Source organism: Hydrogenophaga sp., assembly GCF_030651625.1.
Lineage (GTDB): Bacteria > Pseudomonadota > Gammaproteobacteria > Burkholderiales > Burkholderiaceae_C > Hydrogenophaga.
In genome coordinates this window covers 76,425-99,361 of sequence record NZ_JAUSCF010000017.1, presented here as the reverse complement: position 1 = coordinate 99,361, position 22,937 = coordinate 76,425, and the positions used below count along the sequence as shown (strand labels likewise).

Annotated in this window: 22 protein-coding genes; 8 read left to right on the top strand and 14 right to left on the bottom strand. The window is 62.4% G+C overall.

The annotated features are described in order from the left end of the window. Nucleotides 1–86: 86 nt before the first annotated feature. From accC to Q7V46_RS06225, 4 genes are all read right to left on the bottom strand, one after another. Entirely contained in the window at nt 87–1,436 is a 1,350-nt protein-coding gene (gene accC / locus Q7V46_RS06240) for an acetyl-CoA carboxylase biotin carboxylase subunit (RefSeq protein WP_304912657.1), read from the bottom strand. Between the two features lie 14 nt (nt 1,437–1,450). Beyond that, nucleotides 1,451–1,906 carry an acetyl-CoA carboxylase biotin carboxyl carrier protein gene (gene accB / locus Q7V46_RS06235; protein WP_304912656.1) on the bottom strand — a complete coding sequence of 152 codons (456 nt, stop codon included), beginning with the start codon at nt 1,904–1,906 and terminating at the stop codon, nt 1,451–1,453. A gap of 273 nt (nt 1,907–2,179) precedes the next feature. Then, entirely contained in the window at nt 2,180–2,707 is a 528-nt protein-coding gene (locus Q7V46_RS06230) for a TlpA disulfide reductase family protein (RefSeq protein WP_304912737.1), read from the bottom strand. 92 nt (nt 2,708–2,799) lie between these two features. Continuing rightward, nucleotides 2,800–3,417, bottom strand: coding sequence for a hypothetical protein (locus Q7V46_RS06225; RefSeq protein ID WP_304912655.1), 618 nt, complete (start codon nt 3,415–3,417; stop codon nt 2,800–2,802). 112 nt (nt 3,418–3,529) lie between these two features. Here Q7V46_RS06225 and mpl point away from each other — a divergent pair, with 112 nt between their 5' ends. Then, on the top strand, nt 3,530–4,996 hold the full coding sequence (gene mpl, locus Q7V46_RS06220; protein ID WP_304912654.1) for a UDP-N-acetylmuramate:L-alanyl-gamma-D-glutamyl-meso-diaminopimelate ligase: 1,467 nt from the start codon (nt 3,530–3,532) through the stop codon (nt 4,994–4,996). A gap of 4 nt (nt 4,997–5,000) precedes the next feature. On the opposite strand, the gene Q7V46_RS06215 is transcribed toward mpl, so the two are convergent. The 6 genes from Q7V46_RS06215 to rodA form a co-directional block, all read right to left on the bottom strand. Then, nucleotides 5,001–5,321, bottom strand: coding sequence for a hypothetical protein (locus Q7V46_RS06215; protein ID WP_304912653.1), 321 nt, complete (start codon nt 5,319–5,321; stop codon nt 5,001–5,003). 143 nt (nt 5,322–5,464) lie between these two features. After that, nucleotides 5,465–6,469 carry a hypothetical protein gene (locus Q7V46_RS06210; protein WP_304912652.1) on the bottom strand — a complete coding sequence of 335 codons (1,005 nt, stop codon included), beginning with the start codon at nt 6,467–6,469 and terminating at the stop codon, nt 5,465–5,467. Between the two features lie 237 nt (nt 6,470–6,706). Then, nucleotides 6,707–7,840: a 3-deoxy-7-phosphoheptulonate synthase gene (locus Q7V46_RS06205; protein WP_304912651.1), complete on the bottom strand. Its 1,134-nt coding sequence runs from the start codon at nt 7,838–7,840 to the stop codon at nt 6,707–6,709. A 421-nt stretch (nt 7,841–8,261) separates the two neighbouring features. Further along, complete coding sequence (gene tldD, locus Q7V46_RS06200; protein ID WP_304912650.1) at nt 8,262–9,722, bottom strand: metalloprotease TldD; 1,461 nt, start codon at nt 9,720–9,722, stop codon at nt 8,262–8,264. Nucleotides 9,723–9,799: 77 nt separating this feature from the next. Continuing rightward, a complete protein-coding gene (locus Q7V46_RS06195) occupies nt 9,800–10,714 on the bottom strand; it encodes an NAD(P)-dependent oxidoreductase (protein WP_304912649.1) in 915 nt (304 codons plus the stop codon). 22 nt (nt 10,715–10,736) lie between these two features. After that, nucleotides 10,737–11,891 (bottom strand): rod shape-determining protein RodA, encoded by a 1,155-nt coding sequence (gene rodA, locus Q7V46_RS06190; RefSeq protein WP_304912648.1) that lies wholly within the window; start codon nt 11,889–11,891, stop codon nt 10,737–10,739. 23 nt (nt 11,892–11,914) lie between these two features. On the opposite strand from rodA, the gene Q7V46_RS06185 reads away from it, so the two are divergent. The 7 genes from Q7V46_RS06185 (at nt 11,915) to ruvC (ending at nt 18,664) form a co-directional block, all read left to right on the top strand. After that, nucleotides 11,915–12,577: a YqiA/YcfP family alpha/beta fold hydrolase gene (locus tag Q7V46_RS06185; protein WP_304912647.1), complete on the top strand. Its 663-nt coding sequence runs from the start codon at nt 11,915–11,917 to the stop codon at nt 12,575–12,577. A 47-nt stretch (nt 12,578–12,624) separates the two neighbouring features. Then, nucleotides 12,625–14,700: a ribonuclease catalytic domain-containing protein gene (locus Q7V46_RS06180; protein WP_304912646.1), complete on the top strand. Its 2,076-nt coding sequence runs from the start codon at nt 12,625–12,627 to the stop codon at nt 14,698–14,700. 33 nt (nt 14,701–14,733) lie between these two features. Continuing rightward, nucleotides 14,734–15,600: an energy transducer TonB gene (locus Q7V46_RS06175; protein ID WP_304912645.1), complete on the top strand. Its 867-nt coding sequence runs from the start codon at nt 14,734–14,736 to the stop codon at nt 15,598–15,600. Between the two features lie 10 nt (nt 15,601–15,610). Further along, entirely contained in the window at nt 15,611–16,348 is a 738-nt protein-coding gene (gene mtgA, locus Q7V46_RS06170) for a monofunctional biosynthetic peptidoglycan transglycosylase (RefSeq protein WP_304912644.1), read from the top strand. A 148-nt stretch (nt 16,349–16,496) separates the two neighbouring features. Continuing rightward, a complete protein-coding gene (locus tag Q7V46_RS06165) occupies nt 16,497–17,114 on the top strand; it encodes a lysophospholipid acyltransferase family protein (RefSeq protein WP_304912643.1) in 618 nt (205 codons plus the stop codon). Next, nucleotides 17,114–18,103 (top strand): phosphatidate cytidylyltransferase, encoded by a 990-nt coding sequence (locus tag Q7V46_RS06160; protein WP_304912642.1) that lies wholly within the window; start codon nt 17,114–17,116, stop codon nt 18,101–18,103. Before Q7V46_RS06165 ends, Q7V46_RS06160 begins: the two co-directional genes overlap by 1 nt. Before the next feature lie 12 nt (nt 18,104–18,115). After that, nucleotides 18,116–18,664 (top strand): crossover junction endodeoxyribonuclease RuvC, encoded by a 549-nt coding sequence (ruvC, locus tag Q7V46_RS06155; protein WP_304912641.1) that lies wholly within the window; start codon nt 18,116–18,118, stop codon nt 18,662–18,664. A gap of 239 nt (nt 18,665–18,903) precedes the next feature. Here the strand turns inward: ruvC and Q7V46_RS06150 are convergent, their stop codons facing one another. The 4 genes from Q7V46_RS06150 to ftsA form a co-directional block, all read right to left on the bottom strand. Further along, nucleotides 18,904–19,080 (bottom strand): hypothetical protein, encoded by a 177-nt coding sequence (locus Q7V46_RS06150; protein ID WP_304912640.1) that lies wholly within the window; start codon nt 19,078–19,080, stop codon nt 18,904–18,906. 28 nt (nt 19,081–19,108) lie between these two features. Then, nucleotides 19,109–20,032: a UDP-3-O-acyl-N-acetylglucosamine deacetylase gene (gene lpxC / locus Q7V46_RS06145; protein WP_304912639.1), complete on the bottom strand. Its 924-nt coding sequence runs from the start codon at nt 20,030–20,032 to the stop codon at nt 19,109–19,111. Nucleotides 20,033–20,253: 221 nt separating this feature from the next. Beyond that, nucleotides 20,254–21,468, bottom strand: a complete 1,215-nt coding sequence (gene ftsZ / locus Q7V46_RS06140; RefSeq protein ID WP_304912638.1) for a cell division protein FtsZ — start codon at nt 21,466–21,468, stop codon at nt 20,254–20,256. A 237-nt stretch (nt 21,469–21,705) separates the two neighbouring features. Next, entirely contained in the window at nt 21,706–22,935 is a 1,230-nt protein-coding gene (gene ftsA / locus Q7V46_RS06135; protein WP_304912637.1) for a cell division protein FtsA, read from the bottom strand. Between the last annotated feature and the right edge of the window lie 2 nt (nt 22,936–22,937).

The window sequence follows — 22,937 nt, the reverse complement described above, 5'->3', positions numbered from 1 at the left end:
AGACGCCATGAATCAAGATCGAGCAAGGGTGTCAAATCAGGCGCCATGCCAGCAGGCAAGTCGCTACGGGCACGTCGTCTGGCAGCTCAACGGTCGCGCTGCGACAACCATTCTTCCAGGTAGTGGATGTTGGTGCCGCCGGTCACGAAATTGGCGTCCACCATCAGCTCCCTGTGCAGAGGAATATTGGTCTTGATGCCTTCGATCACGGTTTCAGCCAGTGCGGTGCGCATGCGGGCCAGCGCCTGCTCCCGCGTGTCGCCGTGCACGATGATCTTGCCGATCATGGAGTCGTAATTCGGCGGCACGAAGTAGTTGGTGTAGGCATGCGAGTCCACACGCACACCTGGACCGCCCGGTGCATGCCAGGTGGTGATACGACCAGGTGAAGGCGTGAATTTGTACGCGTCCTCGGCGTTGATCCGGCACTCGATGGCATGCCCGCGCAACTGGATCTGCCGCTGGGTAAACGGCAATTTCTCGCCCGCCGCCACGGCGATCTGGGTGCGAACGATGTCGACACCGGAGATCCATTCGGTGACCGGGTGTTCAACCTGCACCCGGGTGTTCATTTCAATGAAATAAAACTCGCCGTTCTCGAAGAGAAACTCAAAGGTCCCTGCGCCGCGGTAGCCGATCTTCTTGCAAGCGGTGGCACAACGGTCACCAATTTTCTCGATCAGGCGGCGGGGAATGCCAGGCGCTGGCGCTTCTTCGATCACTTTCTGGTGGCGCCGCTGCATGGAGCAGTCGCGCTCGCCCAGGTACACCGCGTTGCGGTGCGTGTCGGCGAGAATCTGAATTTCGATATGGCGAGGGTTCTGGAGAAACTTCTCCATGTATACCTCAGGGTTGCCGAATGCGGCACCGGCCTCGGCCTTGGTGGTCTGCACTGCGTGCAGCAGCGCGGCTTCCGTGTGCACTACCCGCATGCCGCGCCCGCCGCCACCGCCTGCTGCCTTGATGATCACGGGATAGCCCACCGCTTTGGCGGTGCGCTTGATCACCACGGGATCGTCTGGCAAGGCACCTTCGGAGCCCGGCACACAGGGCACGCCCGCGCGAATCATCGCCTGCTTGGCAGATACCTTGTCACCCATCAAGCGGATGGACTCGGGGCTGGGGCCGATGAAAGTGAACCCGCTGCGCTCCACCCGCTCGGCAAAGTCGGCGTTCTCCGACAGAAAGCCATAACCCGGGTGGATCGCTTCGGCATCGGTCACTTCCGCCGCCGAGATGATGGCGGGCATGTTGAGGTAGCTGTGTGTGCTGGATGCCGGACCGATGCAGACGGCTTCGTCGGCCAGGCGCACATACTTGGCGTCGCGGTCGGCTTCGGAATACACCATCACCGCCTTGATGCCCATTTCCCGGCAGGCGCGCTGCACCCTCAAGGCGATTTCGCCACGGTTGGCGATCAGGATTTTCTTGAACATGGGCTCCCAGCCGGTTATTCGATCACATAGAGGGGCTGACCGTATTCGACCGCTTGTCCGTTTTCCACCAGGATCTGGGTCACGGTGCCTGACTTGTCGGCTTCGATTTCATTGAGGATCTTCATCGCCTCAACAATGCAGATGGTCTCGCCTTCCTTGATCGAATCGCCGATCTCGACGAAAGGCTTGGCTCCGGGGCTGGAAGCCCGGTAGAAGGTGCCTACCATGGGCGACTTGACCGTGTGCCCTTCGGGAGCGGCAGGTGGTGCGGCCGCTTCCACGGCCGCCACAGCCGCGGCAGGGGCGGGCGGCGCAGGGGTGGGAGCCATGGTGTAGGTGACTGGGGCAGCCATGGTGGCAGGCGCGCTCTTGACAATGCGAACCTTGCCTTCGGCTTCGGTAATTTCCAGCTCGGACACATTCGACTCTGAAACCAGATCGATCAGGGTCTTGAGTTTTCTTAAATCCATGGTATCTCCAACGAAAATCGCTCAAGTCGACTTAAGTTCTCCTATTTACCAGCGGAAAAACCTGCCAACCCGAAAAGGTGTCGCAGTGTACACGATGACACAATGAAAGGTGCCATCTGATTTGACCGGGTGTCGGACGCAGACCAAGCGGCACAACTGGTCGAAAATCGAAGCTTTTCAATCCATTTCGGGAAAATATGCCGCGAGATGTCGCATATCAGGGGACGAAGGCAGTTAGATTGCTGCGCGGGCGTTCACACAGAAATGTGTCGCCTACGCGAGCTGTGCCCACTGCTTCAAATCGTCCTCCGACACCTGGCCGATCTTTCGATGAGCGACCTTTCCCGCCTCATCAAATACCACCGTGAAAGGCAGGGCGCCGGTGAGATTGCCCAATGACCGGCTGAGCTCCGTGCCAGCGAATCCGGCCATGCCGACAGGAAAACTCAACGGCAGCTTTTGGAGGAAGCCGCGTACCGCACTGGGTTGATCCACAGCCAGGCCAAGCACCTGCCAACCCTTTTCTGCCTGGCTGTTGTGGAACGCATTCAGGAGCGGCAACTCCTCCACACACGGGGGACACCACGTGGCCCAGAAATTCACCAGCAGCGGTTGACCACGCCAATCCGCCAAGCGAACGGTCTCGCCATGCGGTCCATCGAACTCGGACGCCCAGAACGCCGCTTCGGCGCCCGAAACCACCGTTGCAGGACGGAACCGCCACCAAGCCATGCCTGCCCCCGCGCCCAACGCACCAAGCGCGACGAGAGACATCAGCAACTGCCTGCGCCGGCGATCCATGGAAGCCTCCTCTCCCGACTCTGCGCTTTCTGGAGCACCTTCTCCCGGGCTGTGGTGGTGCGCGTCAGCCTGGGAATGGCGCGGCCCTGCGTTCATGACGCCACCTCCCCAGACGGCGCACTCAGCAGGCTGCGCACGGCCACGGCATCGCCACGTGGCTTGCGGCCTTCCGCATCCGGGCGAAGCGCGCCGCGCAGATCATCCAGGTCATGCACCATCAGATGCACAAGCACCCACTGCGCCAGCGCATCGCACCGGGTGCGCAACGTGAGTGCTTGCACCGGCTCGCGATCGCGGCCGGTCGATAGCCCAGGGTGGTAGTCGACCCGATGATCGAGCAGTGCCCATTCCGCCTCCTTGGGATCGTCACAGTAAAGGTGCAAATGAATGTCGCAGTGTCTGGTTGCCCACCCATGCCAGACAGCCCCGGAAAGATGCGGTCGGAAACGGGACATCCGCTCCATCCACAGCAAGGCCGTTTGACGCAATGCGAGCAGCTCTTGAGGCTGCGTTTCGGAGCAAAACACACCGATGTATTCTCGGACCGCCGCTTCCATGGCCGTGTTGTCGGGCATGGCCGTGCGCACGCCCAGGCCCATTTGCTTGATCGCGCGGCGCTTGGCCGCCGCAAAGTCCAAACCTTCTTCCACCACCATGCGCGCCGCCACTGCCGCGATTTCTTCGACGGGGTCTGCTCGATGAACGTTCATAGTCTGATTGTGCCCGTTGATCGATAAACAGTGTGCCGATGCGGTCACGGCCGCTCTTGTGGACCCCCTTGCTCAAAATGCCCCTGGTCGGCGCCACCCTAGAATCTCGCCCATGCATATACACATCCTGGGCATCTGCGGCACTTTCATGGGCGGTCTGGCCGCCCTTGCGCGTGAGGCCGGACATCGCGTCACCGGGTGCGACAGCGCGGTATACCCGCCCATGAGCGACCAGTTGAAGGCCCTTGGCATCGATCTGATTGAAGGCTTCGGCGCCGATCAGCTGAGCCTGAGTCCGGATATGTATGTCGTGGGCAACGTGGTCAGCAGGGCCCATTTACCGAACGGCACGCCCAAATACCCCCTGATGGAAGCCATTCTGGAATGCGGGGCGGCCTACACCAGTGGGCCGCAATGGCTGGCCGAGCACGTGCTGCAAGGCAGACACGTTCTGGCGGTGGCCGGCACACACGGCAAAACCACCACCACGGCGATGTTGACCTGGATACTGGACTGTGCAGGCCTTGAGCCAGGTTTTCTCGTTGGCGGTGTCCCTCTGAATTTTGGCGTGTCGGCCAGGCTCGGCGGCTCGCCAGGCGGGCAAACCCATACAGGCACACAGCGCCTCACTCCCCCCCCGCAGCGCCCCCTGTTTGTGATCGAAGCCGACGAGTACGACACGGCTTTCTTCGACAAGCGCAGCAAATTTGTTCACTACCGGCCCCGGACAGCCATATTGAACAACCTCGAATTCGATCATGCGGACGTCTTTGACGACCTGACCGCGATCGAGCGGCAATTCCACCACCTGGTTCGCACTGTGCCTGGTTCCGGCATGCTGGTGGTGAACGGGCTGGAAGAAAGCCTGGACCGTGTGCTGCACATGGGTCACTGGTGTCAGGTGCACACTTTCGGTTCAACCGTCAGCGACTTCACTGCCCAGGGTGAACCGCATGCTTTTGACGTGCTGCTCCACGGCAAACGGATCGCTCGGGTTGAGTGGGGCCTCACAGGTGTGCACAACCAGCTCAACGCGCTGGCGGCCGTTGCAGCGGCCAGCCATGTGGGCGTGGCGCCGGCCGCTGCAGCCATTGCCCTGCAAACATTCGAAAACGTGCGCCGACGCATGGAAGTGCGAGGCTCGGTGCCCTACCCCGGCGGTGCCGTCACGGTGTACGACGATTTCGCCCACCACCCCACCGCCATACGAACGACGCTTGACGGCCTGCGCCGTCGCCTGGGTGCTCCCGGCAGCGGCGGTGCCAACCGCATCCTCGCCGTGTTCGAGCCCCGCAGCAACACCATGAAGCTGGGCACCATCAAGTCTCAGTTGCCCTGGAGTCTGGAGCAGGCCGATCTCGCCTTCTGTCATGCAGGTGGGCTTGAATGGGATGCCGCGGAGACGCTGCGCCCGCTGGGGCGTCGGGCACAAGTGGCGACCACTCTTGACGATCTGGTGAGGCAGGTGGTCAGCGCGGCCCAGCCCGGCGATCACATCGTTTGCATGAGCAATGGTGGGTTCGGTGGCGTGCACCAGTTGCTGCTGAACGCGCTGGATGCCAAGGGACGATCGATTTGAGGGCTCAGTAAGCCAGCGCCTGAGCCTTCACGTCCACCGTCACGGCGGGTTTGCCCAGCGCAGCGCTTGCCGCGCGGGCAAACGCCATGGCCCACGCACGGTGATTCCTGTCGCGGAAGCGTTCTTCGCCTGCGGCCTCGGCCACGCAAAGGATCTTGTCTGCTGTCAACACCTTGCCAGTCGGTCGAATGGGGTCGCAGCCGAAAAAATGGAACTGGTCGTCGAGCCAGGTTCGAGCCAGTTCATGTGGCATCGGCTGCACTTCATCCAGATCGAAACGGTACGTGGCGGGCTCGCCCCAGGTCACGGTGAATTGACTACGCATGCAGATGCTCCTCGGAATGGCGGCCTGTCACTCGACAGATGGGTCATGGATTGTGACGCCGAAGCGGCTGGATGCCAACCAGACACCGGCCAACTGCGGGACCGGATTGCTTGCGCCGCGAAAAGTCGCGCTTGCACTCCGACTTAATACGGCATCTGCATGGAGCGCTGGTCGCTCGCGTCGGGGGGCACTGCTCGCAAGGGGGAATGCCGGGTGTCCTGCAGGATGCTGGATAAAGCAGCGAGCTCGGAAGTCCCTGAACGCGAATGGGTCACGGTTTCGGGAGAGCTCTTGTCAAAATGCAACGCCACCAAGGCCCGACGGGCAGAATGCTCGGCACGGCGTGCACTTTCAGGGTCGGTCGTCAAACCTCCGCCATAGTAGAGTGCGGTGACACACTGCTCGATGTCCACATCCGTCACCTCCATGCGGACGCGCATCTCATCCAGGGTGCCGGGCCTCACCATCAACTCGCGCATGAAGCGCAGGTGCGACTCTTCAAACCAGCGGGCAGGCACACGTGGCACCCGGCGCAGGTAAATCGTGCGCTCGCGATAGCGTTCCGGCAATACGTCGCGCACCGTGCGCACGGCGAACGTCCACAAGACACGGTGCAGCGACAGCCTCATGAATGACGGAGGAATGTCATGCGAAGGGACCGCAGCCGGCACCCACCGCACCATGTCCAGATCGATCGGCCTTGCAGGCGTGTGCAGCCCCACCTGCCCGCGATCCATATCGATCACGGCAATCAGTTTTTCTTCCTGCAACAGGTGCACGACACCTTTGGGGAAATCACGCATCCGCTCGACAAGTTGCGCCCCCAGCGCGAACTGGGTGCGCAGCGGGCGCAGCCAGGCCTCGAATCGCTGCAGGCGCTGCCTCACGCTGGCTTCGTCCACGGCATCAAAAAACTCGGCGGAAGCAAAACCTTCGGGCAGCGGGGTGGAAAAGGCGAGGGGCCGATCCACTTCTGCCCGATTCAAGGTGAGCTGCTGTCCTGATTCGAGTGGGTGATCGATCACCAGCGCATCGCGGCCCAGGACGTCCACCGACTGGCCACAGATCATCCACGCGTCGGCGCCATGCGGATCGCAAACGGACCAAAGCGGCCAGCCTGGCTGATGCTGCGCGATCCAGCGCTTCATGCGCTCCATGTCAGCCCGGGAGAAGCCAAGCAATCCGAGCCGAAGTACCGGCTGTTCCACATCCACTCCAATAAACGATCGCCAATTGGCGCACGAAGCACGCAAAGCACCCCGAAAAGACGGTGATCATTTCTCAGGATAACGACACAGAGCCGCGCGAGACACCCAGCCGGCCATATTCACGCAATTGAACGTGACATTCCTCACGATCAACCGCAGCGGATGCCAAACACCTGCTCAGCCTTTGTTCCGCCTCGCTGTCTGCACTGAATTTGAGAGCGCATCCAGCGCTTGCAAAGAGTCGTCCCAGCCCAGGCAGGCGTCGGTAATGCTCTGGCCATAGTTCAGTTTGCCAATGTCGTCTTTGCCGGGCGTGAACTTCTGTGCCCCTGCTTCAATGTGGCTTTCTATCATGACGCCGAAGACGCTGCGAGATCCTGCCGCGATCTGCCCCGCAATGTCCCTCGCCACCTCCAGCTGCTTTTCGTGCTGCTTGCTGCTGTTGGCGTGGCTGCAATCCACCATCAACCGGTTCGGCAACTTGGCCGCTTCCAGCTCCTTGACCGATGCGGCCACGCTGGCCGCATCGTAGTTGGGCGTCTTTCCTCCGCGCAGAATCACGTGGCAGTCCTTGTTGCCATTGGTCTGCACAATCGCCACCTGCCCGTTCTTGTGCACCGACAGGAAATGGTGCCCACGCGCCGCAGCCTGAATCGCGTCGGTGGCGATTTTGATGTTCCCGTCGGTGCCGTTCTTGAAGCCGATCGGTGCCGACAGGCCCGATGCCAGTTCCCGATGCACCTGGCTTTCGGTGGTGCGGGCGCCAATGGCCCCCCAGGAAATCAGATCGCCGATGTACTGAGGTGAAATCACGTCCAGGAACTCGCTGCCGGCGGGCAGTCCCTGGCGATTGATATCGATCAGCAGCTGGCGCGCAATGCGCAGCCCCTCGTCGATGCGGTAGCTCTCGTCAAGGTAAGGGTCGTTGATCAGACCCTTCCATCCCACCGTGGTTCGGGGCTTCTCGAAGTACACCCGCATCACGATTTCGAGCGTGTCCGCGTACTTGTCGCGCAGCGGTTTCAGGCGACGCGCGTAATCAAGTGCGGCAGCAGGATCGTGGATGGAGCAAGGTCCGATCACCACCAGCAGGCGGTCGTCCTTGCCATGAAGAATGTCGTGAATACGGCGCCGAGTGCGGCTGATCAGTGCCTCCACGGGGGTGCCGCCAATGGGAAAGAAACGGATCAGATGTTCGGGAGGTGGCAACACGGTGATGTCCTTGATGCGTGCGTCGTCGGTCTCGCTGGTTTTGTCGACAGGACGTGCATGCCAGGCGTCGCTGCTGGCTGGGGCATTTTTCGAGGTCATCAATAGGCTCCTGGAGTCGGGTTGGCTGAAAAAAGACAAGGGACGAAAAAAAACCGCCGGGCTTGGGGCTCCGGCGGTTTGATCGAGATTCGGTGATGCGCTTACAGCCTCGCCTCTCGTCCGCCGGGGACTGAGAACCAAAAGTAAAAGGCAAAAAAGGCGAAACGCGAAGTCATGGGGTCGAAATGTAGCACAGCCTAGCGCAACCTCCGCAGAACCGGCTTGCATGGCTGAAAGGTTGGGCACCCCCTCCGGCGCGAGGTGCCTCTTTCCAGAGATACCGTGGAACCGGCTTTGCCGGGCCACTGGTATCGCCCCCTTGAGGGGGTGACGCGCGAAGCGCGGCGCGGGGGTGGACCACCCATCCTGCGCGCCAGCGAGGGGGGGAAGCCGCGTCAGCGGCGCAGGGGGGTGTTCCGTCTCACGCGGTGCCGCCCACGGTGAGCCCGTCGATGCGCAAAGTGGGCTGACCCACGCCCACTGGCACGCTCTGACCTTCTTTCCCGCAAGTGCCCACGCCACTGTCCAGGCGCATGTCGTTGCCGATCATGCTCACGCGGGTGAGCGAATCGGGGCCGTTGCCGACCAGCGTGGCGCCTTTTACCGGATACTGGATCTTGCCGTTTTCCACCCAGTAGGCCTGGCTGGCAGAAAACACGAATTTGCCCGACGTGATGTCGACCTGCCCACCACCGAAATTGGTGGCATACAGGCCTTTCTTGATGCTGGCCACGATTTCCTCGGGCGCCTTGTCGCCACCCAGCATGTAGGTGTTGGTCATGCGCGGCATGGGTACGTGGGCATAGCTCTCACGACGGCCATTGCCAGTGGGCTTGACGCCCATCAGGCGGGCGTTCATCGCGTCCTGAATGTAGCCACGCAGAATGCCGTCCTCGATAAGTACATTCTTCTGCGAGGTGTGCCCTTCGTCATCCACGTTGAGCGACCCGCGCCGGTCGGCGATGGTGCCGTCATCAAGCACGGTCACGCCCTTGGCAGCCACGCGCTGGCCGATGCGGCCAGCAAAGGCACTGGAGCCCTTGCGGTTGAAATCGCCTTCCAGCCCATGCCCCACGGCCTCGTGCAACAAAATACCTGGCCAGCCGGACCCTAGCACCACCACCATTTCACCGGCTGGCGCAGGGCGTGCATCGAGGTTGGTGAGAGCGTTGGCCACCGCCTCATCCACATAAGACTGCACCATGGCATCGTCGAAATAGGCCAAGCCGAAACGGCCCCCTCCACCCGACGAGCCGACTTCACGGCGACCCTTCTGTTCGGCGATCACGGTGACCGACAAGCGGATGAGTGGGCGCACATCGGCCGCCATGGTGCCATCGGCCCGAGCCACCAGCACCACGTCGTGCTCCGCAGCCAGACCGGCCATGACTTGCACCACACGGGGATCTTTTGCCTTGGCCAGGCGCTCGACCTTTTCCAGCAGCGCCACCTTGGCGATGCTGTCCATGGTGCCGATCGGGTCCAGACCGGGGTAGAGGGAGCGCGACTTCGAAACCTTGACAGCCGGCACGCGCACCTTGCGGCCCTGGCCTTGTGCGGAAATGGTGCGCACGGTGTGCGCAGCGTCGATCAGTGAATCCCAGGACAAATCGTCGGAATAGGCAAACGCGGTTTTTTCGCCGCTGACCGCTCGCACGCCCACGCCCTGGTCAATGCTGAAACTGCCGGTCTTGACGATGCCCTCTTCCAGGCTCCAGCCTTCGCTGCGCGTGGTCTGGAAATAGAGATCAGCATCGTCCACGCCGTGGGACATGATCTCCCCCAGCGCCCGCTGCAGGTGAGAAGGTGTCAGGCCAAACGGGTCGAGCAAGACGCTCTGGGCGGTGGCGAGGCGGGCAAGGGTGGGTTCACGTGCAATCATGCCCTCATTGTATGAAGGAGTGGCGGCACTCAATGCGAGCATGGTTTTGTCGATCACGACTCACCTGGGTGGCAGAGTCAGCTGTCCGAGCCCAACTTCGTCAGGCGCAGCCACTGCAGCAGGGCAGCGTCGTCCAAGCCGCCAAGACCGTCGGCACGGGCCCGCGCAAACACGGACGCGGCCTTTTCCCCCAGCGGCCCGTGAAAGCCGACTTGCCGAGCAGCCTGCACCGCCAGGCGGGTGTCTTTTTCCAGCAGAGTCACATGCGCCCTGGGCGCCAGATCACCGGCGATGGCCCGGCGCATGCGGTCGGAGCCGATCCAGCTCTGTCCGCTGGATTGTTCGATCACATCCAGTGTCAGCGAGGCATCCAGCCCCATGCACTCGGCCAGCGCCAGCGCTTCGGCTGCACCCACCAGGTTGATGCCCGCCAACAGGTTGTTGACCAGCTTGGTGCGCGCCGCGTCGCCCACCCGTTCACTGATGCAAAACACCCGTGAAGACAAAGCGTCCAGCAGTGGCTGGTGCTGTCCCAACAAGGCGTTATTGCCAGCAACCATGAGGCTCATGCTGCCGTCGCGGGCGCGGGCAGGGCCGCCTGACATGGGAGCGTCGATACAGGCAATGCCTTGCACCTCCAGCTGGCTGGCCATGGCTTCCACATCTTCGGGTGCAAGGGTCGGGCACATCAACACCATCTGACCTGGTCGCATGGCGCTCGCAGCCCCATCCGAGCCGAAAAGCACCGAATTCGCCTGCACCGCATCGACGACGCAGACGATCAGCACACCCCCGTCACACAGCAGGGTCGCTGCAGCAAACGGGCTGTCGACCACCTGTGCCCCTGCCTGCTCGGCCTGCTGCCGCCGCACCGGATCGATGTCGCTCACCACCACGGGCCAGGCCTGATCACGAAGGCGGCCAACCATGCCGCCGCCCATGTTGCCCGCGCCGATCACCGCCACGCGGAACTTGTCGAGGTTCGGGTTCATTGCGCGCAAGGCCGGGCGATGGTCACGATTGCATCAGCCGCTTGGAGCGGGCGATCGACATCAGCATGCCCAGGCCTACACCCAGAGTGACCATGGCGGTACCGCCATAGCTGACGAACGGCAGCGGCACACCCACCACCGGCAGGATGCCGCTGACCATGCCCATGTTGACAAAGGCATAGACGAAGATGTTGAGGGTCAGTGCCCCCGCCAGCAAACGGGTAAATAGCGTGGGCGCGTCCAGCGCAATCATCAGACCACGCACGACCAGGAAAATGAACCCGGTCATGAGACCCAACGTGCCGAGCAGTCCGAACTCTTCAGAGAAAGCGGCATAGATGAAATCGGTGGTGCGCTCGGGAATGAACTCCAGATGGGTCTGCGTACCCTGCATGAAACCCTTGCCCCAGATACCACCAGAACCGATGGCGATCATGCCCTGGATGATGTGAAAGCCTTTGCCCAGTGGGTCCTGGAAAGGATCCAGCAGCGTGCAGACCCGGATGCGCTGGTATTCCCTGAGCACCTTCCAGTCCACGCCCGGCGCACACCACTGTTCTTCCATCAGGATCAGCGTCACCACACCCACGACCCCCAGCAAGACCGGTGGCAGGATCAGCTTCCAGCTCAAGCCTGCAAAGAAGATCACGAAGATGCCAGAGGCCACCACCAGCAGCGCCGTGCCGAGATCGGGCTGCTTCAGAATCAATGCCGTGGGCACACCGAGCAGGACAAACGCCACCAGGAAATCAATGGGTTTGAGCTGTCCTTCCCGGCGCTGAAACCACCAGGCCAGCATCAGCGGCATGGCGATCTTCAAAAGCTCGCTGGGCTGGATCACCACACCCACATTCAACCAGCGCTGCGCGCCCTTGCGCTCCAGGCCAAACAGCTCGACACCCACCAGCAGCGCCAGTCCGACCAGGTACAGCGGTATCGCCAGCGACATCAGGCGCTGAGGCGGCACCTGGGCCACCAGGAACAGCACGCCGAGCGCAATCAACATGTTGCGCCCGTGCGCGGCAAAGCGTTCGCCGTGGTCGAAACCGACCGAATACATCGTGACCAACCCGACCCCGGACATGATCAGCACGCCCAGCACAAGGGGCACGTCAAAGCCCTGGAAAATGGGCGCAATGCGCTGCAGCAGGGAAGGTTTGTCGAATACGGCGGCCATGGTGAGCGATTATCCTTCGCTCGATGAGTCCCCACACCTCCGGCACCACGCACTTGCTCTATCTTCACGGTTTTCGGTCATCACCCCTGTCCATGAAGGCAACCAAGGTGGCCAACCGGGTGAGCGCCGAACACCCGGACGTGGTCTGGTGGTGTCCACAGCTACCCCCCTCGCCGCGGGAAGCCATGGCGCTGGTCATGCAGGGAACCGCCCTGTGGCCGCGGCAAAGCATGGCGGTGGTGGGTTCTTCTCTGGGTGGTTTTTACGCGCGATGGTTTGCCTTGCAAACCGGATGTTGGGCCGCTTTGCTCAACCCGGCCGTGTTTCCCGCGCGCGACCTGGCCCGGCACATCGGTGAACATGCGACTTGGCAGAACCCCGAAGAGCGGTTTTTCTTTCAACCCGGCTACATCGACGAGTTGCAGCGTCTTGAAGCCGACATCCACCACCTCGCCGCGGCGCCAGCCACCCGACAGGGACGGCAGTTTGCTGTCATTGCCACGGGAGACGAAGTGCTGAACTGGCGGGAGATGCACGCCTTCTGCGCAGGCAGCGCGATCCGCCTGATCGAAGGCAGCGATCATGCCATCAGCGATTTCGACGAACACATCGACGCCCTGTTCGATTTCCTGAACCTGGTGCGCCCTGGGCAAACCCGGCCTGAGGTGTCTGCACATTCAGTTTGAATCCCGCCGCGCCGCGGCTCTTCATTCCCACGTGGGACAATCTCCCGATGCATATTTTGTTCGACGAGGCCGGCAAACTTCTGACCGGTCGCCTGCTCTCTGAAGCAGAGAGTTCCCTGCAGGTAGAGCTGGATTCAGGCAAGCGGGTCAAGGTCAAGACCGCCAACGCACTGCTCCGCTTTGAGAAGCCTGCGCCTTCCCAGTTGATGACCGCAGCCGGCACCCTGGCTGAGAGCATGGAACTGGAGCTGGCCTACGAGTTCGCACCGGAAGAAGAATTTGGCTTCGCCGATCTGGCGCGTGAGTACTTCAGTGCCAGCGCGGGCACGTCCGAGCAGGTCGCCGCCCTGCTCTGCCTGCAAGGTGCGCCTCACTATTTCCGTCGAGCCGGCAAAGGGCGCTACAAAAAGGCAGCGCCCGAAATCGTTGCCCAGGCCCTCGCTGCCATCGAGAAAAAGCAACAGATGCAGGCGCAGGTCGAAGCCTGGGCCGGCGAGCTCGCAGCAGGCACCTGCCCCGAGCCGGTTCGCCAGCAGCTCTACAAGATCCTTTTCAAGCCCGACAAGAACGCACCAGAGTACAAGGCGGTCGTCGATGCGGCACGCAGCACGCACACCGCGCCATTGGCCCTTTTGCACAACGCGGGCGCTATCGAAAGCGCCTACCAGTTTCACTGGCAGCGTTTCCTGTTCGACCAGTTTCCCAAAGGCACCGGTTTCCCGAGCCTGCAGGCACCGGTCATCGCCGACGAGCTGCCGCTGGCCAGCGTGCAGGCGTTTTCCATCGACGACTCGCACACCACCGAGATTGACGACGCCCTGTCGCTGCAGGGTCTGGGCAGCGGTTCAGTGACGCTGGGCATACACATTGCCGCGCCGGGGCTGGCCGTGCTGCCCGAGAGCGTCATCGACCAGGTCGCTCGCTCGCGCCTTTCAACCGTGTACATGCCAGGGCACAAGATCACCATGCTGCCCGACGACGTGGTTCAGGCGTACACGCTGATGGCCGGGCGGGATTGCCCGGCGGTGTCCCTGTACGTGACGCTGGACGAATCTACGCTGGAGGTTCGGGAGAGCCGCACCGCGCTGGAACGGGTGCCGATTGCGTTGAATCTGCGTCACGACCAGCTCGACGATGTGATCACCGAGGCCTGGTTGGCGGGCGAAGCATCAACAAACGCGCCGCCGGCCGAGATCGCGGTACTGCAACCCACCCTGGAATTCCTGTTCCGTCTGGCCCGCCACCTCAAGGCGCAGCGCGAAGTGGTGCGTGGCAAACCCGAGAACTTCAACCGGCCCGACTACACCTTCCGCCTTGAAAACGTGACCGGCGAGGAACCCAAAGGCGATGAGCGCGTGCAGATCGGCACACGCAAGCGCGGTGCGCCGTTGGACCTGATGGTGGCCGAAGCCATGATCCTGGCCAACAGCACCTGGGGCAACTGGCTGGCCGAATGCGGTGTGCCGGGCATTTACCGAAGCCAGGCCAGCCTGATGCCCGGCGTCAAGGTGCGCATGGGCACCAAGGCGCAGCCTCATGCCGGCATTGGCGTGAAAAGTTATGCCTGGAGCACCTCGCCACTTCGGCGGTATGTCGACCTCGTCAACCAGTGGCAGATCATTGCCTGCGCCCGTCACGGCCGCACCGCTGCGCTGGCAGCGCCCTTCAAGCCCAAGGACGCCAATCTGTTTTCCATCATCAGTGGCTTTGATGCGGCTTATGCGGCTTACAACGCCTTCCAGAACGGCATGGAACGCTACTGGACGCTCAAGTACCTGCAGCAAAACCACCAGAACGAACTCACGGCCACCCTGTTTCGCGACAACCTGGTTCGAGCAGACACCCTGCCGCTGGTGTTCCCGGCGATGGGCACCGAAAACCTGCCGAGAGGCGCTCATGTGCGCGTTCGCCTGGGAGCGATCGATGAAATTTCCCTGGAAGTGGCCGGCACCGTGATCGAACGCCTGGATCTGCCGGTGGACGCACTGGATGACGCCGCCAGTGACGAGTCTGACGGCGACGACGAAGGGCTGGCTGCCCCCCTGGCACTGGCGATCAGCGTGGATGAAACAGATTCGGAAGAAGGAGCATCTGCAACACCGCCTGTCGGCGACGGACATTGAGCGAAGACCCCTCAGCTTGCGGATAATGCCCTTGTGAAAACCGCGTTGACGTTTCTGAAGCAACTCAGCACGCTGCAACTGGCACTGGCGGTGTCAATCGCGGTGCATGCCGGGTTGCTGACCGTTCGCTTTGTAAATCCGGAAGGCTTCAACCGGGTGTTCCAGGACACACCACTGGAAGTGATTCTGGTCAATGCGCGCAGCGATGAGCGCCCTGAAAAAGCCACCGCCATTGCCCAGGCCTCGCTGGCGGGTGGCGGTGATGCAGAGCGTGGCCGAGCCACATCACCGCTGCCGCCGTCGGCTGTGGCCCGCCTGGGAGACAACCCGGATGAAGACGAGCGGCGCATCGAAGCGCTGAAACAGCAACAGAACCAGATCCTGGCCCAGGTCCGCAAGCAGCTCGCCAGCATGCCGGCGCCCGATCTGCAAGCCGTCAACACGAGCCAGGAATCGATCGAGCGAGAGCAAAAACGCCGCGCCCTGATCAAAATTCTGGCTGAGATCGAAAAGCGCATCAGCGAAGAAAATGCGCGACCCAAGAAGCGCTACATCAGCCCTGCCACGCGCGAAGAGGTTTACGCGATTTACTACGACGACCTGCGTCGCAAGATCGAGGACCGTGGCACCACCAACTTCCCCGTGGCCGCCGGCCGCAAGCTCTACGGCGAGCTGACCATGGTCATCACAGTCAACCACACCGGCGATGTTCTGGGTACCGAGGTGGTGCAGGGCTCGGGCAACAGCACGCTGGACCGCCGGGCCGAAGCCATCGTGCGAAGCCTGGCGTTTGGCCGCTTCAGCGACGCCATGCGCCGGCAGGCCGATCAGATCGTCGTGGTCTCCCGTTTTCGTTTCACCCGCGACGAGACGCTGAGAACCCAGATGACCAGCCAGTGAGCGCTTGCCCGTGAAGTCGGTTCTACGCTGGTTGATGTGGGTGTTGCTCGCGGGCGTGGCGTTGCAGCTGTTTTTCGCCTTGCGTATCGCGCTCATGGTCGTGATCGATCCGCAGAGCACGGCCTTCATGCGGTCGGAAGCCTGGCGCATCGGCACGACCAGCGTGCGCGACGAAAAGAAAAACTGGCGATGGTCACAACGCTGGGTCGACGCGGACCAGATCAGCCCCAACTTGAAGCGCGCGGTGATCGCGTCTGAGGACGCAGGCTTCCTGGACCATGGCGGTGTCGACTGGTCCGCCATCGAGTCTGCCTGGCAGAAAAATGCTCGCCGCCAGCAACAGGCCGCCCAGCGCAAGACACCGTCACCCCGGGCGCCCCGGATCATCGGCGGATCGACCATCACCCAGCAGCTCGCAAAAAACCTGCTGCTTTCTGGCGAGCGCCAGATGCTGCGCAAAGGCCAGGAGCTGGTGTTGGCACTGATGCTGGAGACCTTTCTGAGCAAGGAACGGATCCTGGAGATCTACCTCAACAGTGTGGAGTGGGGCGAAGGGGTGTTTGGTGCCGAGGCAGCCGCTCAACACTACTTCAAGAAGCCGGCAAGCAAACTCAGCGCGCGCGAGGCCGCGCGGCTGGCGGTCATGCTCCCGTCGCCCAAGTTCTTTGAAACCCGGCAAGGTTCGGCTTACCTTGCTGGCCGCACGTCGACGATCGTGGCGCGGATGGGTGCGGTAAGGGCGCCATGACCCCCCTGCGTCGCTTCGCGCCTTCCCCCCTGAAGGGGGGACGACACCTGAGGCCGGGCGAAGCCCGTTCCTCGGTGTCTCTGGATTTGGCGCCCCTGCACTCGCTGGATTTTCTCTACGTCGATGCGCTCCTTACCGGGAATCCCCTATGAAGTTCGGGGCTGGCGTCATGAGTGTGTTCCTCTTGGGCCTCGTGCGTCTGCTCACCGGTGCTCAGGCGCGGTGGCATGGCTGTCCACCCAAGGCGGAACAGCGCATCTATTTCGCGAACCACCAGAGCCATGCCGATCTGGTACTGATCTGGGCGGCATTGCCGCTGGAGTTGCGCAGCATCACCCGGCCCATTGCTGCCAAGGACTACTGGACGGGCTCGCGCTTCAAGCGCTGGATCACGACCGAGGTGTTCAATGCGGTGTATGTGGAGCGCGAACGCAAGGGCGATGAAGATCCCTTGCAGCCGCTCATCAATGCACTGGAAAGCGGTGACTCGCTGATTCTGTTTCCCGAAGGCACACGGGGCTTTGCCGAAGATCCCCAACCGTTCAAATCAGGCATTTACAACCTCGCCAAACGCTTTCCCGATGTGGTGCTGGTGCCCGCCTGGATCCACAATGTGCAGCGTGTGATGCCCAAAGGCGAAGTGGTGCCGGTGCCGGTGCTGTGTTCGGTGACTTTCGGCGAGCCGATCAAGCTGGAACCGGATGAAGATCGATCGGCCTTTCTGGTGCGAGCCCGGGAATCGGTCATGGCACTGCGGGAGGTCTGATGGGCAGCTTTCTGCGTGGTTTGACGTCGGAACAGCAGGTAAGCCTGCTGTTCGTCGTGTTGTTCGGTCTGCTGATGCTGGCCAGCGCCGCGAGCGTGCTGCTTTCACTGCGCGAGCGCCGCGCCGCTTCACCCATCAGTGAAGACCGCCTCTACCAGAAGCGCGACAACCAGGCCTTGTTGCGCAGCACCTGGTGGATGATGGTGGTTTTCTGGGTCGCATGGGCGGCGGGCGATGGCGTGGCCATTGTGCTTTTCGGACTGGTGTCGTTCCTGATCCTGCGCGAGTTCATCAGCCTGTCACCCACCCGGCGCGGCGACCACCGCAGTCTGGTGATGGCTTTTTTTCTGGTGCTGCCGATGCAGTACGGTCTGGTCTGGACACAGCATTTCAATCTGTTCACCGTGTTCGTTCCGGTCTATGTGTTTCTTGCGATTGCGGTGGTGAGCGCGCTGGGCAACGACCCCGAACGATTCCTGGAGCGCAACGCCAAGTTGCAGTGGGGCATCATGGTGTGCGTCTATGGCATGAGCCACGTGCCAGCGCTGATGCTGCTGGACTTCCCACTCTTCAAAGGGAAGAACGCTTTCCTGGTGCTGTTTCTGGTGCTCGTGGTGCAGACCTGCATGTTGGTCCAGCATGTGGCGGCACGGCGCGAAGGCACCCCTGTGGCACCCGCCATCAGCAAGACCTTTCGCTGGAGCACCTGGGGCATCGGCCTGCTCGCGGGTGGCTTGCTGGGCGCGGCGTTGGCCGGTTTTACACCATTCACGCCACTGGCCGCCATGGGCATGGCCCTGGTGGCTTGCGTGGCCGGATCGCTGGGTCACCTCGTCATGAAAGCCATCAAACGCGACCGCGGCGTGACCCATTGGGGCGCTGCCGGGCGCTCCGTCACGGGCGCCAGCGGTCTGCTGGACCGCGTGGACGCTCTTTGTTTTGCAGCACCGGTGTTCTTCCATTCGGTGCGCTGGACCTTCGACCTCTAAGAGGCTGACACCATGCGCATCCTCGGCATCGATCCTGGCCTGCAATGCACCGGATTCGGCGTGATCGACACCGATGGCGCCAACCTGCACTACGTGGCCAGCGGCACCATACAGACCAGCCCGAAAGATGGTGCGCTGTTGCCAGCCCGACTCAAGGTGCTTTTCGATGGCATCTCCGAGGTGGTGGCGCGTTACCAGCCAGAAGTCTCGGCCTGTGAGATCGTGTTCGTGAACGTCAACCCCCAGGCCACGCTCTTGCTGGGGCAGGCGCGCGGCGCCTGCCTGACCGCACTGGTGGCCAACAACCTGCCGGTGGCCGAGTACACCGCGCTGCAACTCAAAAAGGCAGTGGTCGGCTACGGCAAAGCCGCCAAGCCGCAGGTGCAAGAGATGGTGAAAAGGCTGCTGAAATTGCCCGGTCTCCCCGGCAAGGACGCCGCCGACGCCCTGGGCCTGGCCATCACACACGCTCAGGTCAGCCGCACCATGCTCGCGATCAACAAGGTCTCGCCGCTGCAGGCACGGACGCATGGCTCTTACCGGGACGGCAGGAGCTATTGACGCCCCCCGCGCCGCCTTCGCCGTCACCCCCCTGAAGGGGGCGATACCAGAGGCCCGGCGAAGCCGGTTCCTCGGTATCTCTGGATGGGGCATTTCACTCCGGAGAAGCTGCTGACTTCAGTGGGTGGGCCAAACTTCCTCCGGAGTGAAGTGCCCATTTCCAGCAACACCCAGGATCCGGGATTGCCGGTCCGAAGGTGTGCCCCCTGGGGGGTGACGCGAAGCGGCGCGGGGGATTCCTAGACCAGCCGTTCCAGGATCAGAACACCGAAAAAGCCGAGCGCGGCGATGATGGTCCATTTGAGGATCACCAAACCCCACTCCCGGTATTTGGCCTGGCCGGTTCCCATGTAGAACGCGAAGCACACGCCGGCGGCGATCAGCAGAAGGAAGACGGTGGCGCGGAAAAGCAGCATCAACGGATTCCCGGGCCTGGGACCATGGTCACCATGCGGGTGCGAGCTGGGCGAAGCCGGACGGGGCTTCGCGCTCTCGCTCGAAGCTCACCACCTCGTAGGCGTCGGGTTGTCGCAGCAATTCGCGCAGCAGCAGATTGTTCATCGCATGGCCGCTTCGGAAGGCGCTGTAGGCGGCGAGCAGGGGCTTGCCAATGATGTAAAGGTCACCGATCGCGTCCAGGATCTTGTGCTTCACAAACTCATCCTGGTAGCGCAGGCCATCGGCGTTGAGCACCTTCACGTCGTCCATCACGATGGCGTTGTCGAGACCCCCGCCCAGCGCCAGACCGTGTGAGCGCATCATTTCCACGTCACGCGTAAAACCGAACGTGCGGGCACGCGCAATTTCTCTTGTGTACCGGCCACTGCTGAAGTCGAATTCGAAGCTCTGTCCCGTGGACGTCACCGCCGGGTGATCGAACTCGATCTCGAACCGCAGCTTGTAACCATGAAAAGGTTCGAGCCGGGCCCACTTGCCCGTGCGGCCTTCTCCCTCGCGCACTTCGACAGGTTTGATCAGGCGGATGAACCGCTTCGGTGCGTTTTGCATCACGATACCGGCACTCTGCAACAGGTACACGAACGATGCGGAAGATCCATCCAGTATGGGCACTTCTTCGGCCGTGATGTCGACATAGAGATTGTCGAGGCCAAGACCGGCGCAGGCACTCATGAGGTGCTCCACCGTATGGACCTTGGCGCCCCCCTTGGAGATGGTCGACGCCATGCGCGTGTCTGTCACGGATTCGGCATTGACCGGGATTTCAACCGGATCCGGCAGGTCGATTCGGCGAAAAACGATACCCGTGTCGGGCGCAGCGGGTCGCAAGGTGAGTTCCACCCGCTGGCCGCTGTGCAGGCCGACACCCACCGCCTTGGTAAGTGATTTGAGGGTGCGTTGCGAAATCATCCGGCGATTTTAGTTTTCAATGCGGTTTCGTGCTCACCGGGAAACCTATCCCGGCGATATGAATGCCAAAAAGGCGCACGGATTGATGGGATGGAAAGCGTAACGAGCGGCCGGTCTCCCGGAGCGCGACCTCAAGGCCAGAACACCGCGGAACCGGCTTTGCCGGGCCGCAGGTGTTGCCCCCTGGGGGGAGGCGCCGCTGGCGCTTCGGGGGGAGCCAATCAATCGGCTTGTTTGCGCAGGAATGCTGGGATCTCGAAGTCGTCCATGCCACCCGAGGCCAGCGCATCCACTTTGGCCGCTGCCTGGGTACGGTTGGTGCGCCACACGCTGGGCACCGCCATGGAGTGGTAGTCGGGCTGGCTGTGGGCGGCGCCAGGGCCGTCCACTGCGGCATTGACTGTGGGCACGTGGAACGGCACGTTGTCGGTGCCGGTGCGCAGCACCTGCAATGGAGGCGCGGTGCGGCGGGCACCCTGACGCGACAGGCCAGTGGCGACCACCGTCACCCGCATTTCGTCGCCCAGGCTGTCATCGTAGGCGGCGCCATAGATCACGTGCGCTTCGGGCGAAGCGTAGGCACGGATGGTGTTCATTGCCAGCTTGGATTCCGACAGCTTGAGCGAACCCTTGGCGGCGGTGACCAGCACCAGCACGCCCTTGGCGCCGGAAAGGTCGATGCCTTCAAGCAGTGGGCAGGCCACGGCCTGTTCGGCGGCAATGCGGGCCCGGTCAGGGCCGGCGGCGGTGGCCGTGCCCATCATGGCTTTGCCTGGCTCGCCCATCACGGTGCGCACGTCTTCGAAGTCGACGTTGACGTTGCCGTACTCGTTGATGATCTCGGCAATGCCGCCCACGGCGTTCTTCAGCACGTCGTTGGCGTGCGCGAAGGCTTCGTCCTGGGTGACTTCGTCGCCAAGCACTTCCTGCAGCTTTTCGTTGAGCACCACAATCAGGCTGTCCACATTGGCTTCGAGCTCGGCCAGGCCGTTGTCGGCATTGGTCATGCGGCGGCCGCCTTCCCAGTCGAACGGCTTGGTGACCACCCCCACGGTCAGGATACCCATTTCCTTTGCCACGCGAGCGATCACGGGTGCGGCGCCGGTGCCGGTGCCGCCACCCATGCCTGCGGTGATGAACAGCATGTGCGCGCCAGCAATGGCGGAACGGATGTCGTCCACGGCCTGCTCTGCAGCGTCACGGCCTTTCTCAGGCTTGCTGCCGGCGCCCAGCCCGCTGGTACCCAGCTGGATGGTCTTGTGCGCCGCGCTGCGCGTGAGGGCTTGCGCATCGGTGTTGGCGCAGATGAACTCCACGCCCTGCACGGTACGCGAGATCATGTGTTCGACCGCGTTGCCGCCGCCGCCACCGACGCCGATCACCTTGATCTGGGTGCCCTGGTTGAATTCTTCGACTTCGATCATTTCGATGCTCATGGTGTGCTCCTGGTGCAGTTGCTGTGGGGTTTGCCGCGGGTGCGGCTGTTTCTGGATCTGGAAATACAAAGGAAAGGGGTTGGTCTCATCCTGGGGGGCCCGTGTGTTCGATGCAGCGTTGTCGTCGCCGTCGTCGAGTGCCCGGATCACACCAGGTGGCACCGAGGAACCGGCTCTGCCGGGTCTCTGGTGCCGCCCCCCTCGGGGGGTCGCGCGGAGCGTGGCAGGGGGTTCTCATCAGAACGTCCCCACAAACCAGTTTTTCACCCGTTCCAGTGCGCCTTGCACGGAACCCGCTTTCTGTGCCACCTTGTGTCCTCGCACGCGGGCCAGGCGGGCTTCTTCCAGCAGGCCCATGACCGTGGCGGCGCGTGTCTGCATCACCATGTCGGACAGCGCGCTGGCGTAGCTCGGCACACCACGACGCACGGGCTTGAGAAAAATATCCTCACCAAGTTCCACCATGCCCGGCATGACGGCGCTACCGCCGGTCAGCACGATGCCGGAGGACAGGACCTCTTCATGGCCGGAATCGCGCACCACCTGCTGAACCAGCGAAAAAATCTCTTCCACCCGCGGTTCAATGACCCCGGCCAATGCCTGCCGACTGAGCATGCGCGGGCCGCGATCGCCCAGACCGGGCACCTCCACCTGTGTGTCGGGATCGGCCAGCAGCTGCTTGGCGCAGCCGGACTCGACCTTGATGTCTTCTGCGTCCTTGGTGGGCGTGCGAAGGGCCATGGCGATGTCGCTGGTGATCAGGTCGCCCGCGATCGGGATCACCGCTGTGTGGCGGATCGCACCGCCAGCAAAGATGGCCACGTCGGTGGTGCCCGCGCCGATGTCCACCAGCGCCACGCCGAGTTCTTTTTCGTCTTCGGTGAGGATGGCCTGGCTGGACGCCAGCGGGTTCAGCATGAGCTGGTCCACTTCCAGGCCACAGCGGCGAACGCACTTGATGATGTTCTCGGCCGCACTCTGTGCTCCGGTGACGATGTGCACCTTGGCTTCGAGTCGGATACCACTCATGCCGATCGGCTCCTTCACCTCCTGGCCATCGATCACGAACTCCTGCGGCTCCACCAGCAGCAAACGCTGGTCGGTTGAGATGTTGATGGCCTTGGCGGTCTCGATCACACGCGCCACGTCGGCGGCGGTGACTTCCCGGTCCTTGATCGCCACCATGCCGCTGCTGTTGATGCCCCGGATGTGGCTGCCGGTGATGCCGGTGTAGACGCGTGCAATGCGGCAGTCGGCCATCAGCTCGGCCTCTTTCAGCGCGGCCTGAATGCTCTGCACTGTGGCGTCGATGTTCACCACCACGCCGCGCTTGAGCCCGTGGCTGGTCGACACGCCGAGCCCGGCGAGCTTGAGTTGGCCATTGGGTTGAACCTCGGCGACCACCACCATGATTTTGGCGGTGCCGATGTCGAGTCCGACCACGAGATCCTTGTATTCCTTGGCCATGA